The 14,132-nt window shown below is 56.7% G+C and carries 15 protein-coding genes and 1 riboswitch; of the genes, 6 read left to right on the top strand and 9 right to left on the bottom strand.

All coding sequences use genetic code 11. The features are described from left to right. Positions 1–30: 30 nt before the first annotated feature. The 7 genes from thiH to rsd all read right to left on the bottom strand — a co-directional run bounded on the left by thiH (position 31) and on the right by rsd (position 6,360). Entirely contained in the window at positions 31–1,194 is a 1,164-nt protein-coding gene (gene thiH / locus ACKWMY_RS26305) for a 2-iminoacetate synthase ThiH (RefSeq protein WP_409487375.1), read from the bottom strand. Beyond that, a complete protein-coding gene (locus ACKWMY_RS26300) occupies positions 1,194–1,973 on the bottom strand; it encodes a thiazole synthase (RefSeq protein ID WP_409487374.1) in 780 nt (259 codons plus the stop codon). Before ACKWMY_RS26300 ends, thiH begins: the two co-directional genes overlap by 1 nt. A gap of 1 nt (position 1,974) precedes the next feature. Continuing rightward, positions 1,975–2,175: a sulfur carrier protein ThiS gene (gene thiS, locus ACKWMY_RS26295; protein WP_024531023.1), complete on the bottom strand. Its 201-nt coding sequence runs from the start codon at positions 2,173–2,175 to the stop codon at positions 1,975–1,977. Next, positions 2,172–2,921, bottom strand: a complete 750-nt coding sequence (locus ACKWMY_RS26290) for a HesA/MoeB/ThiF family protein (protein WP_074032208.1) — start codon at positions 2,919–2,921, stop codon at positions 2,172–2,174. Before ACKWMY_RS26290 ends, thiS begins: the two co-directional genes overlap by 4 nt. Further along, positions 2,911–3,564: a thiamine phosphate synthase gene (thiE, locus tag ACKWMY_RS26285; protein WP_261161969.1), complete on the bottom strand. Its 654-nt coding sequence runs from the start codon at positions 3,562–3,564 to the stop codon at positions 2,911–2,913. Before thiE ends, ACKWMY_RS26290 begins: the two co-directional genes overlap by 11 nt. After that, positions 3,557–5,500, bottom strand: coding sequence for a phosphomethylpyrimidine synthase ThiC (thiC, locus tag ACKWMY_RS26280; protein ID WP_074032210.1), 1,944 nt, complete (start codon positions 5,498–5,500; stop codon positions 3,557–3,559). The genes thiE and thiC overlap by 8 nt, the downstream gene beginning before the upstream one ends. A 117-nt stretch (positions 5,501–5,617) precedes the next feature. Then, positions 5,618–5,740: riboswitch (TPP riboswitch) on the bottom strand. A gap of 104 nt (positions 5,741–5,844) precedes the next feature. Then, positions 5,845–6,360 carry a sigma D regulator gene (gene rsd / locus ACKWMY_RS26275; RefSeq protein ID WP_211134657.1) on the bottom strand — a complete coding sequence of 172 codons (516 nt, stop codon included), beginning with the start codon at positions 6,358–6,360 and terminating at the stop codon, positions 5,845–5,847. Positions 6,361–6,461: 101 nt separating this feature from the next. Between rsd and nudC the strand changes: the two genes are divergently transcribed. From nudC to ACKWMY_RS26245, 6 genes are all read left to right on the top strand, one after another. Further along, positions 6,462–7,229 carry an NAD(+) diphosphatase gene (gene nudC / locus ACKWMY_RS26270; protein WP_074032212.1) on the top strand — a complete coding sequence of 256 codons (768 nt, stop codon included), beginning with the start codon at positions 6,462–6,464 and terminating at the stop codon, positions 7,227–7,229. Positions 7,230–7,266: 37 nt separating this feature from the next. Then, on the top strand, positions 7,267–8,331 hold the full coding sequence (hemE, locus tag ACKWMY_RS26265) for a uroporphyrinogen decarboxylase (RefSeq protein ID WP_021808058.1): 1,065 nt from the start codon (positions 7,267–7,269) through the stop codon (positions 8,329–8,331). Positions 8,332–8,347: 16 nt separating this feature from the next. After that, complete coding sequence (gene nfi / locus ACKWMY_RS26260) at positions 8,348–9,031, top strand: deoxyribonuclease V (RefSeq protein ID WP_024531030.1); 684 nt, start codon at positions 8,348–8,350, stop codon at positions 9,029–9,031. 51 nt (positions 9,032–9,082) lie between these two features. Beyond that, on the top strand, positions 9,083–9,673 hold the full coding sequence (locus ACKWMY_RS26255; protein ID WP_021808056.1) for a YjaG family protein: 591 nt from the start codon (positions 9,083–9,085) through the stop codon (positions 9,671–9,673). Between the two features lie 189 nt (positions 9,674–9,862). Next, complete coding sequence (gene hupA, locus ACKWMY_RS26250; protein WP_021182173.1) at positions 9,863–10,138, top strand: nucleoid-associated protein HU-alpha; 276 nt, start codon at positions 9,863–9,865, stop codon at positions 10,136–10,138. A 67-nt stretch (positions 10,139–10,205) separates the two neighbouring features. Beyond that, entirely contained in the window at positions 10,206–10,844 is a 639-nt protein-coding gene (locus ACKWMY_RS26245) for a DUF1481 domain-containing protein (protein WP_409487373.1), read from the top strand. Between the two features lie 51 nt (positions 10,845–10,895). Here ACKWMY_RS26245 and purD read toward each other — a convergent pair whose 3' ends face one another. Further along, the gene (gene purD / locus ACKWMY_RS26240) at positions 10,896–12,179 is read right to left on the bottom strand and encodes a phosphoribosylamine--glycine ligase (RefSeq protein WP_409487372.1); all 1,284 of its coding nucleotides are present in this window, start codon (positions 12,177–12,179) and stop codon (positions 10,896–10,898) included. 49 nt (positions 12,180–12,228) lie between these two features. Beyond that, complete coding sequence (gene purH, locus ACKWMY_RS26235; RefSeq protein ID WP_409487371.1) at positions 12,229–13,818, bottom strand: bifunctional phosphoribosylaminoimidazolecarboxamide formyltransferase/IMP cyclohydrolase; 1,590 nt, start codon at positions 13,816–13,818, stop codon at positions 12,229–12,231. Positions 13,819–14,132 lie beyond the last annotated feature (314 nt).

The raw sequence follows: 14,132 nt of genomic DNA, 5'->3' as shown, positions 1-14,132 counted from the left end.
CCTTGGCGGCTTTGCGCAGTGTTTCCAGAGCTATTGGCTCGATGGTGTAACCGTTACAGGCAGTTGCGTAGCGCGTCCCAGATAATCATCCCAATCTTTCCACACCGGCTGTAGCCCAGCGGCACCGATCGCCTGTGCCACCTGCTGCGGCGTTCGGCTGTCGTGCGGTTCGAACTGTTCCAGCTCTGGCGGCACATCGTCGGCATAGCCACCCGGCTGGGTTTTGGAACCGGCACTGACGCTGTTGATGGCTACCGGGATCATATTGTCGCGGAAGAAGGCCGACTCCCGCGTAGATAATGAAAGCTCAACGTCAGGAGCGAATAACCGGAAAGCACAGATCAACTGTACCAGTTGCGGTTCACTCATGATCGAGGCCGGCTCAATACCACCGGCGCAGGGCCGCAGGCGAGGGAACGAGATGGAGTAACGGCTCTGCCAGTATGTTTGTTGCAGATAAAACAGATGCTCTGCCAGCAGATAGCAGTCCGTGCGCCAACTGCTGGAAAGCCCAATCAGCGCCCCTAGCCCGATCTTGTCGATCCCGGCGCGCCCCAGACGATCCGGCGTACTCAGCCGCCAATGAAAATCCTGTTTCTGGCCACGCAGATGGTGCTGCTGATAGGTCGCGGGATGATAGGTTTCCTGATAGACCAACACGCCGTCCAGCCCAAGGGCTTTCAGCTCGGCGTAGTCTTGCTGCGCCAGAGGCTGCACCTCCATCATCAGCGAACTGAAATGACGGCGAATGGCGGGTAGATGCTGGCGGAAGTAATCCATGCCGACTTTGCGCTGATGTTCACCGGTCACCAGCAGCAGGTGCTCAAATCCTAATGTCTTGATGGCTGCGCACTCCCGTTCGATCTCTGCCGCATCCAGCGTTTTGCGCTTGAGGTGGTTACTCATCGAAAAACCGCAGTAGGTACAATCGTTGGCACACAGGTTAGAAAGATATAACGGCACATAAAAGCTCACCACGTTACCGAAACGCTGGCGGGTGAGCTGCTGTGCTCGTTGCGCCAGGGGCTCCAGATAGGGAGCGGCGGCAGGGGAGATCAGTGCCATAAAATCCTCCCGTGTCAGCTTGGGGTTATTGAGTGCCTGCTCAACGTCACGCGCCGTTTTGCTGTTAATGCGCAGCGTCAGGTCATCCCAATCCCACTCTAGCAGGCGCTCGCTAAAATCACTGGCCATCAGCGTGTCTCCTCTGAATGATTGAGAAACGCCGTCAGAGGACTTGATGCGGCGGCGATCGACTGGCGGCTGCCTAGCCCGGAGTTGCGTGCTAGCTCTCCGGCCTCTAGCGCCAGGCGGAAAGCCTGGGCCATTTGCACCGGATCTCGCGCCACGGCGATGGCGGTATTGACCAGTACCGCATCGGCTCCCAGTTCCATCGCTTCTAACGCGTGGCTTGGGGCACCGATCCCGGCATCAATCACTACCGGCACTTTGGCTTGTTCAATGATGATCTCAAGGAAGTCACGGGTCAGTAAGCCACGGTTAGAACCGATTGGCGCGCCGAGTGGCATCACGGCGGCACAACCCGCTTCCTCCAGCCGCTTACACAGCACCGGATCGGCACCGCAGTAAGGCAGTACCACAAAGCCCTGTTTGACCAGGGTTTCCGCCGCCTTGAGCGTTTCGATCGGATCTGGCAGCAGGTATTTCACCTCTGGGTGTATTTCCAGTTTGACCCAGTGAGTCCCCAGCGCTTCGCGCGCCAGCCGGGCGGCAAACACCGCCTCATCTGCCGTTTTTGCCCCGGAGGTGTTGGGCAGTAATTTCACGCCCAATCGTTGCAGCGGTGCCAGAATGGCGTCATTCCCGCCGCGCAGGTCGACGCGTTTCATCGCCATAGTGACCAGTTGTGAGCCGGAAGCTTGTAGCGCAGCCAGCATTAACTCGGGCGTGGCGAATTTCCCCGTGCCGGTAAACAGGCGTGAGGTAAAGGTGGTATCGGCGATGTGCAGCATGTCAGCCTCCGGCAATCGCTTGAAACAGCAAGATATCATCACCGTCCTGCACCTGACGGGTGGCCCAGTCGTTGCGTGGAATGATGACCTGATTGATCGCCAAGGCGCAGCCTGGCTGGTGGCGTTCCAGCCGTTCGAGCAACGCGCCGATGCTTAACGGCTGCTCCAGCTCCAGCGGTTGATCGTTGAGCGTAATCTTCATGCTGGCTCTCCGCAGTGGAGGCAGGTGCTGGCCTTACTCAGTTGCAGGGTGCTCCAGCTTTGCTGCTTGCCGTCGAACAGGCGCAGCTTGCCGCTAAGGGAGGAGGGTATTCCAGCCAGCATTTTTATCGCTTCCAGCGCCTGCAGCGTGCCGATCACGCCAACGACCGGGCCGAGCACGCCCGCCGTGCGGCAGTTGCGCTGCGGTTCGGTTTGCTCCGGGTAGAGGCAGGCATAACAGCCATGGGCATAGGGCGGTTCGATAACCAGCAACTGGCCGCTGAACCCCACCGCGCTGCCGCTGATCAACGGCACGCTGGCTTGGATGCAGGCGGCATTCACCGCATGACGGGTGGCCATGTTGTCACTGCAATCGAGCACCAGATCGGCACGGGCGACCGCATCGCTCAGCGTTGCCCCTTGCAGGCGTTGCTCCAGCGTGATCGACTCCACCAGAGGGTTCAGCGCTTGCAGATGCTGCTTTGCCAACTGAGCCTTGTTGGTGCCGATATCACCGGTGCGGTACAGAATTTGCCGTTGCAGATTGGTAAGGTGGAGCTGGTCATCATCGGCCAACAGCAAGGTACCAACGCCAGCGGCAGCCAAATACAGCGCTGCCGGGGAGCCTAACCCTCCTAATCCGACGATCAGCACCGTGGCTTGTGTCAGCTTTTCCTGCCCCTCGGGGCCGACGTCTTCCAGCAGCAGTTGCCGGCTGTAGCGCAAGAACTCTTGGTCATTGAGCATCGCATGACTCCTTGCCTTCAATCAGTTGCAGCAGCGTTGCCGTAGCGGTGCGCCAGTCTGATGCCTGGGTGATGGCGCTGACCACGGCCACGCTGCCAACGCCGCAGGCCAGCACGGCGGGGACGCGCTCGATGCTGATCCCGCCAATGGCTACTGTTGGATACTGCTGTAATCCGGCGACGTGGCGTTGCAACTCGGCCAAGCCTTGCGGCTCAGAGGGCATTTCCTTGGTTTGCGTTGGGAAGATATGCCCCAGTGCGATATAGGAAGGTTTGACGGCGATCGCCCGGGCCAGCTCGGCATCGTCATGGGTGGAAACGCCCAAGCGCAATCCTGCCCGATGGATGGCCGCCAGATCGGTGGTGTCTAAATCCTCCTGGCCCAGGTGTACGCCATAGGCCCCATGTTTGATCGCCAGCCGCCAATAATCATTGATAAACAGCCGGGCCTGATAGCGTTTGCCAAGGGCAATAGCGGCGGCAATATCGGCCTCCACTTGCTCGTCTGGCAGATCTTTGATGCGTAGTTGGATAGTGGTAACGCCTGCCTCCAGCAGGCGGGCGATCCATTCAACACTGTCGACGACCGGGTATAAACCCAGCTTGTGCGGTGTTGCAGGGAAGGGAGAGGTGAGGTTAGTCATTATTTATCTCCTCCTGCAAATTGGCCGCACTGTGGTACAGCTCGCTGCCGCGTGAGCGGAATTCAGCCGACATTTTCTCCATCCCGGTCAGTTGCACTTCGATCGGTTTGGCAGCCTCTTGTGCGGCGGCATAGTCACGCACTTCCTGGGAAATCTTCATCGAGCAGAACTTCGGCCCACACATGGAGCAGAAGTGGGCGATCTTGCCGGATTCTTGCGGCAGCGTTTCGTCGTGATAGGCGCGGGCGGTTTGTGGATCCAGCGCCAGGTTGAACTGATCTTCCCAACGGAATTCAAAGCGCGCCTTGGACATGGCGTTATCGCGGATCTGTGCGCCCGGATGGCCTTTTGCCAAGTCGGCGGCGTGAGCGGCGATCTTGTAGGTGATCAGCCCCTGCTTCACGTCTTCTTTGTTAGGCAGCCCCAGATGCTCTTTCGGCGTCACGTAGCAAAGCATCGCGCAGCCGAACCAGCCGATCATCGCCGCGCCGATCCCTGAGGTGAAATGGTCGTAACCCGGAGCGATATCGGTGGTCAATGGCCCCAGCGTGTAGAACGGCGCTTCATGGCAATGTTCCAGCTCCTCGGTCATGTTGCGGCGGATCATCTGCATCGGCACGTGGCCAGGGCCTTCGATCATCACCTGCACGTCATATTCCCAGGCAACCTTGGTCAGTTCACCCAGCGTATGCAGCTCAGCGAATTGCGCTTCGTCATTGGCATCCTGGATCGAGCCCGGGCGCAGGCCGTCGCCGAGTGACAGCGAGACATCGTAAGCGGCGCAAATTTCGCAGATCTCGCGGAAGTGCTGATAGAGGAAGTTTTCCTGATGATGCGACAGGCACCACTTCGCCATGATCGAGCCGCCACGGGAGACAATGCCGGTCAGGCGTTTGGCGGTCATCGGCACATAGCGCAGCAACACCCCGGCGTGAATGGTGAAGTAATCGACGCCTTGCTCAGCCTGTTCCAGCAGGGTATCGCGGAACATTTCCCAGGTCAGGTTCTCCGCCACGCCGTTCACTTTTTCCAGCGCCTGATAGATCGGCACTGTACCAATCGGCACCGGGCTGTTACGCAGGATCCATTCGCGGGTTTCATGGATATAACGGCCCGTGGAGAGATCCATCACGGTGTCAGCGCCCCAGCGGGTTGACCACACCAACTTCTCGACTTCCTCTTCAATCGAAGAGGTGACTGCCGAGTTGCCGATATTGGCGTTTACCTTCACCAGGAAATTACGGCCAATAATCATCGGCTCGGATTCCGGGTGATTGATGTTGGCGGGGATGATGGCGCGGCCAGCGGCCACTTCCTGGCGCACAAATTCCGGCGTGATGTTTTCCGGCAGATGAGCGCCCCAGCTCTGGCCAGGATGCTGGTGGCGCAGCACTTCACCACGAATGCGCTCGCGGCCCATATTTTCGCGAATGGCGATAAACTCCATCTCTGGGGTGACAATACCGGCGCGAGCGTAATGCAACTGCGTAACACATTTACCCGGCAGGGCTTTGCGGGGCAGCGGCAGGTGCTCAAAGCGCAGATGGTCTAACCCAACGTCGGCCAATCGCTGTTGTGTGAAGCCGGAACTGACGCCGCTTAACGCTTCGGTATCGGCACGTTCGGCGATCCAGCTCGCTCGTACTTTTGCCAAGCCACGATGTACGTCGAGCACCGCCTGCGGATCACCATATGGCCCTGCGGTGTCATACACCGGAATGGGTTCGTTCTGTTCATATTGGGGCTGATCTTTGTTGCCGCCGATCAGCGTCGGGCTGAGCTGGATCTCACGCATCGGTACCTGGATATCGCTGCGCGAGCCAGCGAGATAGATCCGCTGTGAGTTGGGGAAGGTAACGCCTTGCAGAGAGTCGATAAAATCTTGCGCCTGGTCACGCTGTTGTTTACGGGCACGAGGTTGGTTCACGGTAGACATAGCAAATTCCTATCAGTGTAGTGATGTGTGGAAAATTGCTTGTCTGGAGCTCGGAGGGAGTAATGATGGTAGCCGGTAAGGCAGGCACAGCCCCTGGTGGGAGCATCTTGCCTATGGCGATAGATTACTCTTGTTCCCTTCGCGGGTATTAACCCGATCAGGTTCCGCGGATCCCGAATTAACGGTCTCAGCCTGGCTAATTTGATGAAAAATCAGCGCTAGGCACTCCGACAAGAGCCCTCAGTATAAGAGGGTCAACAAAAACCACAAGCCCTCCCCCGTCATCTTTCAAGCCGTAGCGTTGTTGACCGCCTGGCTACGACTTGAAATCTATAGGGGGATAATTAGGCTGGATGAGACATAGATTCAGTATTCGTGGTGCCCGGTTGGCCCTGCTGCCAGGTTTCTGTCGCCAGCTGGATCAACTGATCTTCCAAAGCGAAACGTGACGCCAGGGCTTCGCCGATATCTGACAGTGCCTGATTGAGTTCTTCACACACGTCCTGATCGATAACGACTTCGGTGTAGCGGTCATGGAACGCCATCACGATTTCAGTATTGCCCTGTAATTTTGGGTAGAACTTGGTGGCTAGCGCCATCTTGGGGCTGGCAGAGCCTTCCACTTGTTTGATAATTTTGTCGTAAATGTGAAAATGCCCGGCAGAGAGATAATCCACCAGATTCTGGCAAAAGTTCTCCAGCGCTTTTTCATTGAGCGGCGTATGCTTTTCTTTGTTGGGTTTAATGCCGACTAGACTGCAATAGGCTACCAGCAGCTGTTTGCGGGCCTGTAACCATTGATCGACTAATTCATTACTGCCACCAACGCGCTGAGTCAGGCTTTCCAATCGGTTTAGCATGATTGACTCCGTGTGTAAGAGAAAGAAAAAGTGGTAAGTTAATAAAATGTAACAAAGAGCATTCCTAGATTGCCAGTGAAGCAGAGGTTGTGCAACAACATATGGAACTTGCATTAACGGGTAACGAAAATGGCTGGTGGATCGTCAGCCATGAAAGCAAAATTTGGTTACCAAACGGTGAATTGCCGTTTGGTTCTGCCGCATTATTTTCCTTGCAAGGCCGACCGGCTCGTCAGATTGGCGAATGGGAGGGAGCACCGGTCTGGCTGGTGCGCCAACCGATGCCGAAAGAGATGGGATCGGTGCGGCAACTGCTCAGTCTCGATCGTGGCCTGTTCCAACTGGCCGGGCGCGGCGTACAGCTGGCCGACTTTTACCGCTCGCACCGGTTCTGTGGCTACTGCGGTCATGAGATGCACCTTAGCCGAACCGAAAGCGCCTGTCTTTGTGATAACTGTCGCGAACGTTATTACCCGCAGATTGCCCCTTGCGTGATTGTCGCCATCCGCCGCAATGATGAGATCCTGCTGGCACAGCATGTGCGCCACCGTGGTGGCATCCATACCGTGCTGGCGGGGTTTGTCGAAGTAGGGGAAACCCTGGAGCAGGCCGTGGCGCGCGAGGTGATGGAGGAGAGCAATATTGCCATTACCAACCTGCGCTATGTGACCTCGCAACCCTGGCCGTTCCCTCATTCGCTGATGATGGCGTTTATGGCCGAGTATCAGAGCGGCGAACTGCGCCACGATCCGAAAGAGTTGCTCAATGCGGGCTGGTATCGCTATGACCAACTGCCGCTGCTGCCACCGCCTGGTACCGTGGCGCGCCGCCTGATCGAGGACACCGTGGCGCTGTGTCGGGCAGAATAATGTACAATGGCGGCAGATAATCAAGGGAGCCCAAGAAATGAATGAGTTGAAGAACGATCGCTACCTGCGTGCGCTACTGCGCCAGCCGGTGGATCTCACCCCTGTATGGATGATGCGCCAGGCCGGTCGTTATTTGCCAGAGTACAAAGCCACCCGTGCTCAGGCCGGGGATTTCATGTCGCTGTGCAAAAATGCCGAACTGGCCTGCGAGGTGACATTACAGCCCCTGCGTCGTTATGCGCTAGACGCCGCCATCCTGTTCTCCGACATTCTCACCATTCCCGATGCCATGGGGCTTGGGCTCTATTTCGAAACCGGGGAAGGCCCGCGTTTTTCTTCGCCAATCACCTGCCGTGCCGATGTAGAGAAGCTGCCTGCATTCGATCCGGAAGATGAACTGGGCTATGTCATGAACGCGGTGCGCACCATCCGTCGTGAATTGAAGGGTGAAGTGCCGCTGATCGGTTTCTCCGGCAGCCCATGGACGTTGGCGACCTATATGGTTGAAGGCGGCAGCAGCAAGGCATTCACCAAGCTGAAGAAAATGATGTATGCCGAGCCGCAGACGCTGCATTTGCTGCTGGATAAACTGGCGGACAGCGTGATCCTGTATCTCAATGCCCAGATCAAGGCCGGGGCGCAGTCCGTAATGGTGTTCGACACCTGGGGCGGCGTGCTGACGGGGCGTGATTATCGCGAATTCTCACTGCACTATATGCATAAAATCGTCGATGGCCTGCTGCGTGAAAATGACGGACGCCGGGTGCCGGTGACGCTGTTCACCAAAGGCGGCGGCCAGTGGCTGGAAGCGATGGCGGCCACGGGGTGCGATGCGCTGGGCCTGGATTGGACCACCGATATTGCCGACGCGCGCCGCCGTGTGGGCGATAAAGTCGCGCTACAGGGGAATATGGATCCTTCCATGCTGTATGCCGCACCGGAACGCATCGCCCAGGAAGTGGAAACCATTCTGGCCGGTTTTGGCCAGGGCGAAGGTCATGTCTTCAACCTTGGCCACGGTATTCATCAAGATGTGCCACCGGAACACGCCGGGGCCTTCGTTGAAGCGGTGCATGCGCTGTCGGCCAAATACCACCGCTAAACCGCAAGGAGACGCTGTGATCGATACTCAGGCTCTGCGCGCCGAACAGCTAAGGCGCGCCGGGGAAGTCATTCGTCACGATGATTTTCTGCAAGACCCACCGGCGTTTATCGCCGGTGCGGACGTCGGTTTTGAACAAGAGGGTGCGGTAACACGCGCCGCCATTGCTATCCTGCGCTATCCTTCACTCGAGCTGGTGGAGTATCAAATCGCTCGTATCAGCACCACCATGCCTTATATCCCCGGATTTCTCTCGTTTCGCGAGTACCCTGCGCTGATCGCCGCCTGGGAGCAACTGCAACAGAAACCCGACCTGATCTTTGTCGATGGCCACGGTATTTCCCATCCAAGACGCCTGGGGGTTGCCAGCCACTTTGGCCTGTTGGTCAACGTGCCGACCATTGGCGTGGCCAAGAAGCGTTTATGTGGTAAATTTTCCCCGCTGGACGCTACCGTTGGCTCGCTGGCCGCGCTGGAGGACAAGGGTGAACAGTTGGGATGGGTATGGCGCAGCAAAGAGCGCTGTAATCCGTTATTTATCGCCACGGGCCATCGCGTGAGCACCAACAGCGCCTTGGCTTGGGTGCAACGCTGCATGGCAGGCTACCGTTTGCCGGAGCCCACGCGGTGGGCCGATGCCATTGCCTCACGCCGCCCGGCCTTTGTACGCTGGTTACAGCAGCATCCAGAGGTGTCGTAATGAGCGATTTCGGGTACACTGCGCGGCAGATAATGAGTAAGAGAGTAGACAATGCTACGTAACCCGATTCATTTACGCTTGGAAAAGCTGGAAAGCTGGCAGCATTTGACCTTTATGGCCTGCCTGTGCGAGCGTATGTACCCGAATTACCAGATGTTCTGCCTGCAGACGGAATTTGGCGACCCGGCCGTTTATCGCCGTATCCTGGACTTGGTCTGGGAAACGCTGGTGGTGAAAGACGCCAAGGTCAACTTTGACAGCCAGTTGGAAAAGTTGGAAGAGGCGATCCCGTCGGCAGAAGATTACGATCTTTACGGCGTTTACCCAGCGATCGATGCCTGCATTGCATTAGGGGAATTGATCCATTCGCGCCTCAGCGGAGAGACGTTGGAGCACGCCATTGCCATCAGCGAAACCTCAATTCGCACCGTGGCGATGTTGGAAATGACCCAGGCTGGCAAAGAAATGACCGACGAAGAGTTGAAAATTCTGCCTGCCGTTGAGGAAGAATGGGACATTCAATGGGAGATTTTCCGCCTGTTGGCCGCCTGCGAAGAGCGTGATCTGGATCTGATCAAAGGGTTACGATCTGACCTGCGAGAGGCCGCGGTGAGTAACATTGGGATAAATTTAACGCAATAAGGCAAGAAAACGTGATTTAACGTCTGATTTGTCGTGCCTTAAGGCTTCACATCCGCACCCTGTCTGGTCTACATTTGGGGGGCGAAAAAAAAGTGGCTATCGGTGCGTGTATGCAGGAGAGTGCTGTCCATCGGCATATCCGTCGCACTCGATGCTTTGCAAACGATAAACACACTGTAAGGATAACTTATGAACAAGACTCAACTGATTGATGTAATCGCAGAGAAGGCTGACCTTTCCAAGGCTCAAGCTAAGCTGGCTCTGGAATCTACCCTGGCTGCCATTACTGAGTCCCTGAAAGAAGGTGATGCAGTACAATTGGTTGGTTTCGGTACTTTCAAGGTAAACCATCGTAGCGAGCGCACTGGCCGCAACCCACAGACTGGTAAAGAAATCAAAATCGCAGCAGCTAACGTGCCTGCGTTCGTTTCTGGTAAAGCACTGAAAGACGCGGTCAAGTCTTAATCGCGTGTTAGTGAAAGGTTTAAACAGGGGGGCGTCGGCGCCCCTTTTGTTTATTCAACGGGCACTCATGGCGGTTACGGTTGTTGCTGCCTTGAGTGCTTGTAGTTTCCATTCTGCCCCGCCAACCTTTACCGCCAGCGGCTTTGTGGCCGACCAGGGGGTAATGCGTGTGTGGCGGATGGATGACGGCCAGCAGCAGCCTGTGGCGCTGTTGAGCGTCTACAGCCCTTATCGCGGGCCGGGTACCGTCACAACGCTGTATGAATATCAACATGGCGTGTTGTACCAAATCAAACGCACCGATGCCGATGGCGATCGCGACTCCATTCAACTGCGTTTTACCGCCAATGGTACTGTCAGCTTTATGCAGCGCCAACTGGCCACTCAGCGCCAGAAACTCTCCAACGATGAAGTCGTGCTCTATCAATATCAGGCACGGCGGATACTGGAATTGAGCGATGCGCTTAATGCAGGTCGAGTTCGACTGTTACAGGGGCACTGGCAGCAAGGCGCGGTGAGGCTGTGTAACGGCGAAGTCGTGAAGCCAGGTTTGGACCAACAGGCTGAAGAGTGGATCATGCGGCGTGCGGCCAACAGCAGTCAGCCAGTGAACGTAGCCTGGTTGGATGGGCCGGAAGGTCGTGAGCTGTTATTGGTGGCAAATAATGATTTCTGCAGTTGGGAACCCACCAAAGATACCCTTTAGCGCATAAAAAAGGCCCTGCGAACAGAGCCTTGCTGTTATCTCAACTAGCTGTTACTGCTCGCGTGCGATAGCACGGTAACCAATATCCTTGCGGCAGAAACTGTCTTGCCACTGAATACCTTCCGCTAGCTGATAGGCTAACTGCTGAGCCTGAGCCACCGTTGCGCCCAAAGCCGTAACGCATAGCACACGCCCGCCATTGGTCACGACGTCATTCCCTTGCATACGCGTTCCGGCATGGAACACTTTGCCATTGGCATCTTCTTGCTGAGGCAAACCGTGGATCACATCCCCTTGGCGATAGTCCGCAGGATAGCCGCCAGCCGCCAACACCACGCCGAGAGCAGGGCGTTCATCCCACTCGGAAGTCTTCTCATCCAGCTTGCCTTCGGCCCCTGCCAGGCAGAGTTCAACCAGGTCGGAGCGCAGACGCAGCATGATCGGCTGAGTTTCTGGGTCGCCAAAGCGGCAGTTGAATTCGATCACCTTGGGTTGACCATCCTCAGCAATCATCAGGCCAGCGTACAGGAAGCCGACATAGGTGTTGCCTTCCGCCGCCATGCCGCGCACGGTTGGCCAGATCACCTGCTCCATTACGCGCTGGTGGATTTCATCCGTCACCACTGGCGCTGGCGAGTAGGCGCCCATGCCGCCGGTATTCGGGCCAGTATCGCCGTCACCGACACGTTTATGATCCTGGCTGGTGGCCATTGGCACCACATTCTCGCCATCGACCATGACGATAAAGCTGGCTTCTTCGCCTGTCAGGAACTCCTCGATCACGATGCGATGCCCGGCGTCGCCAAACGCATTGCCTGCCAGCATATCCTGAATGGCATCTTCGGCTTCCTGCAACGTCATCGCGACGATCACGCCTTTGCCTGCCGCCAGGCCGTCTGCCTTGATAACAATCGGCGCGCCTTGGCGGCGTACGTAGTCCAAGGCGGGCTCCACTTCGGTAAAGTTCTGGTATGCAGCGCTTGGGATCGCGTGGCGAGCCAGGAAATCCTTGGTAAAGGCTTTGGAGCCCTCAAGCTGTGCTGCAGCCTGTGACGGGCCAAAGATTTTCAACCCGGCAGCCTGGAAGGCATCTACCACACCGATCACCAGCGGCGCTTCCGGGCCTACGATGGTCAGACCGATGGCGTTGTCCTTGGCAAAGGCAACCAGCGCCGGGATATCGGTTGGGGCGATATCGACGTTGGTCAGATTGCTTTCCAATGCGGTGCCCGCATTACCCGGTGCAACGTAAACCTTCTCTGCCAATGGCGATTGGGCCGCTTTCCAGGCCAGCGCATGTTCACGCCCGCCGTTGCCAATAATTAAAATATTCATCAGGTGCTCCATAAACGGCGTGCGCATTGAGCGCACGCAGCAAAAGGGATTAATGGCGGAAGTGGCGCATGTCGGTGAAAATCATCGCGATGCCGTGTTCGTTGGCCGCCGCAATCACTTCATCATCACGAATCGAACCACCCGGCTGGATCACGCAGGTAATACCAACCGCTGCAGCCGCATCAATGCCGTCACGGAACGGGAAGAAGGCGTCGGATGCCATGGCGGAACCGTTGACTTCCAGCCCTTCGTCAGCGGCTTTGATCCCGGCGATCTTGGCGGAGTAAACGCGGCTCATCTGCCCGGCGCCTATGCCGATGGTCATGTTGTCGCGCGCATAAACGATGGCGTTGGATTTGACGAACTTGGCCACTTTCCAGCAAAACAGCGCATCACGCAGCTCCTGAGCGGTTGGCTGGCGTTCGGATACCACGCGCAAATCGGCTTCGGTCACCATACCCAGATCGCGATCCTGCACTAACAGACCACCGTTGACGCGCTTAAAGTCCAGCCCGGCGACGCGCTGTTGCCATTGGCCACAGGCCAGTACGCGTACGTTCTGTTTCGCTGCCAGCAGAGTGTGGGCTTCTTCACTGATGCTTGGCGCGATGATGACTTCAACAAACTGACGGCTGATGATCGCCTGTGCCGTTTTGGCATCCAGTTCACGGTTGAAGGCAATAATGCCGCCAAAGGCTGAGGTTGGGTCGGTTTGGTAGGCGCGCTCATAGGCAGCAAACAGGTTTTCACCGATAGCCACGCCACAAGGGTTGGCATGCTTGACGATCACGCAGGCCGGCTCGGCAAACTCTTTCACACATTCCAGCGCCGCATCGGTATCGGCGATGTTGTTGTAGGAAAGTGCTTTACCCTGTAGCTGGTCGGCGGTGGCCACGGAGGCCTCTTGCACATTCTCTTCTATATAGAAGGCAGCTTGCTGGTGGCTGTTTTCACCGTAACGCATGTCCTGCTTCTTGATGTAGTTCAGGTTCAGCGTACGTGGGAAGCGGCCGGAAGGCTGTTCGGTCTCACCGTGATAGGCTGGCACCAGGGTACCAAAGTAGTTGGCAATCATGCTGTCATAGGCGGCTGTATGCTCAAACGCTTTGATAGCCAGGTCGAAACGGGTTGGGTACAACAGTGAACCGTTGTTGTTATCCATCTCGGTGATCACTGCGGCGTAGTCACTGCTTTTGACCACGATGGCCACGTCTTTATGGTTCTTGGCGGCCGAGCGCACCATGGTTGGGCCACCGATATCGATATTCTCTACGGCGTCTTCCAGCGAGCAATCTGGGCGAGCTACGGTTTGCGCGAAGGGATACAGGTTTACCACAACCATATCGATCGGTTGGATCGCATGTTGTTCCATGATGGCATCGTCCTGGCCGCGACGACCCAGAATGCCACCGTGCACTTTCGGGTGCAGGGTCTTGACTCGTCCGTCCATCATCTCCGGGAAGCCGGTGTAGTCGGAAACTTCGGTAACAGGCAGACCGGCATCGGCCAGCAGGCGGGCAGTGCCACCGGTAGAGAGTAATTCGACGCCTCTCTGGGAGAGGGCTTCGGCGAATTCAACGATTCCGGCTTTGTCGGACACGCTGAGCAGGGCCCGGCGGATTGGACGAGGTTGTTGCATGGTTTTATCCCTTGGCTTTGAGTCGCAATAAAAGAGCGTTACGTGGATCTCCACCTTGTTGCTTCTTATATAGAGGGGATTTCTTCCTATATAGAGAAGGACAGGAACAGATTCAGGTAGCGCCCCGATAAAAACGGGGATTGTTTCGTCGCGGGGAATTGTAGCGAAAACGTTTGCGTGGCGCTCGTAAATTTTCCGACCAAATGCGTTCTGTGGATAAGTTAGTGCATAACCGGGTATAAGGACGGGTTTTGCTGTGGAATGCAGCAAACGGTGATTTTTGTTGAAAATACCTGTTGCGGCCTGCGTGGAAC

This window comes from Serratia sp. J2, from assembly GCF_046269175.1.
Lineage (GTDB): Bacteria > Pseudomonadota > Gammaproteobacteria > Enterobacterales > Enterobacteriaceae > Chania > Chania fonticola_C.
The sequence above is the reverse complement of the archived record's forward strand: the minus strand, read 5'-3'. Positions and strand labels throughout refer to the sequence as shown.

Bases quoted from the DNA above. Each gene is read 5' to 3' on its own strand.
- rsd (WP_211134657.1), bottom strand. From the start codon at position 6,360: ATGCTAAACCGATTGGAAAGCCTGACTCAGCGCGTTGGTGGCAGTAAT.
- thiE (WP_261161969.1), bottom strand. From the start codon at position 3,564: ATGACTAACCTCACCTCTCCCTTCCCTGCAACACCGCACAAGCTGGGT.
- thiH (WP_409487375.1), bottom strand. From the start codon at position 1,194: ATGGCCAGTGATTTTAGCGAGCGCCTGCTAGAGTGGGATTGGGATGAC.
- nudC (WP_074032212.1), top strand. From the start codon at position 6,462: ATGGAACTTGCATTAACGGGTAACGAAAATGGCTGGTGGATCGTCAGC.
- ACKWMY_RS26245 (WP_409487373.1), top strand. From the start codon at position 10,206: ATGGCGGTTACGGTTGTTGCTGCCTTGAGTGCTTGTAGTTTCCATTCT.
- hemE (WP_021808058.1), top strand. From the start codon at position 7,267: ATGAATGAGTTGAAGAACGATCGCTACCTGCGTGCGCTACTGCGCCAG.
- purD (WP_409487372.1), bottom strand. From the start codon at position 12,179: ATGAATATTTTAATTATTGGCAACGGCGGGCGTGAACATGCGCTGGCC.
- ACKWMY_RS26290 (WP_074032208.1), bottom strand. From the start codon at position 2,921: ATGCTCAATGACCAAGAGTTCTTGCGCTACAGCCGGCAACTGCTGCTG.
- hupA (WP_021182173.1), top strand. From the start codon at position 9,863: ATGAACAAGACTCAACTGATTGATGTAATCGCAGAGAAGGCTGACCTT.
- purH (WP_409487371.1), bottom strand. From the start codon at position 13,818: ATGCAACAACCTCGTCCAATCCGCCGGGCCCTGCTCAGCGTGTCCGAC.
- ACKWMY_RS26255 (WP_021808056.1), top strand. From the start codon at position 9,083: ATGCTACGTAACCCGATTCATTTACGCTTGGAAAAGCTGGAAAGCTGG.
- thiS (WP_024531023.1), bottom strand. From the start codon at position 2,175: ATGAAGATTACGCTCAACGATCAACCGCTGGAGCTGGAGCAGCCGTTA.
- ACKWMY_RS26300 (WP_409487374.1), bottom strand. From the start codon at position 1,973: ATGCTGCACATCGCCGATACCACCTTTACCTCACGCCTGTTTACCGGC.
- thiC (WP_074032210.1), bottom strand. From the start codon at position 5,500: ATGTCTACCGTGAACCAACCTCGTGCCCGTAAACAACAGCGTGACCAG.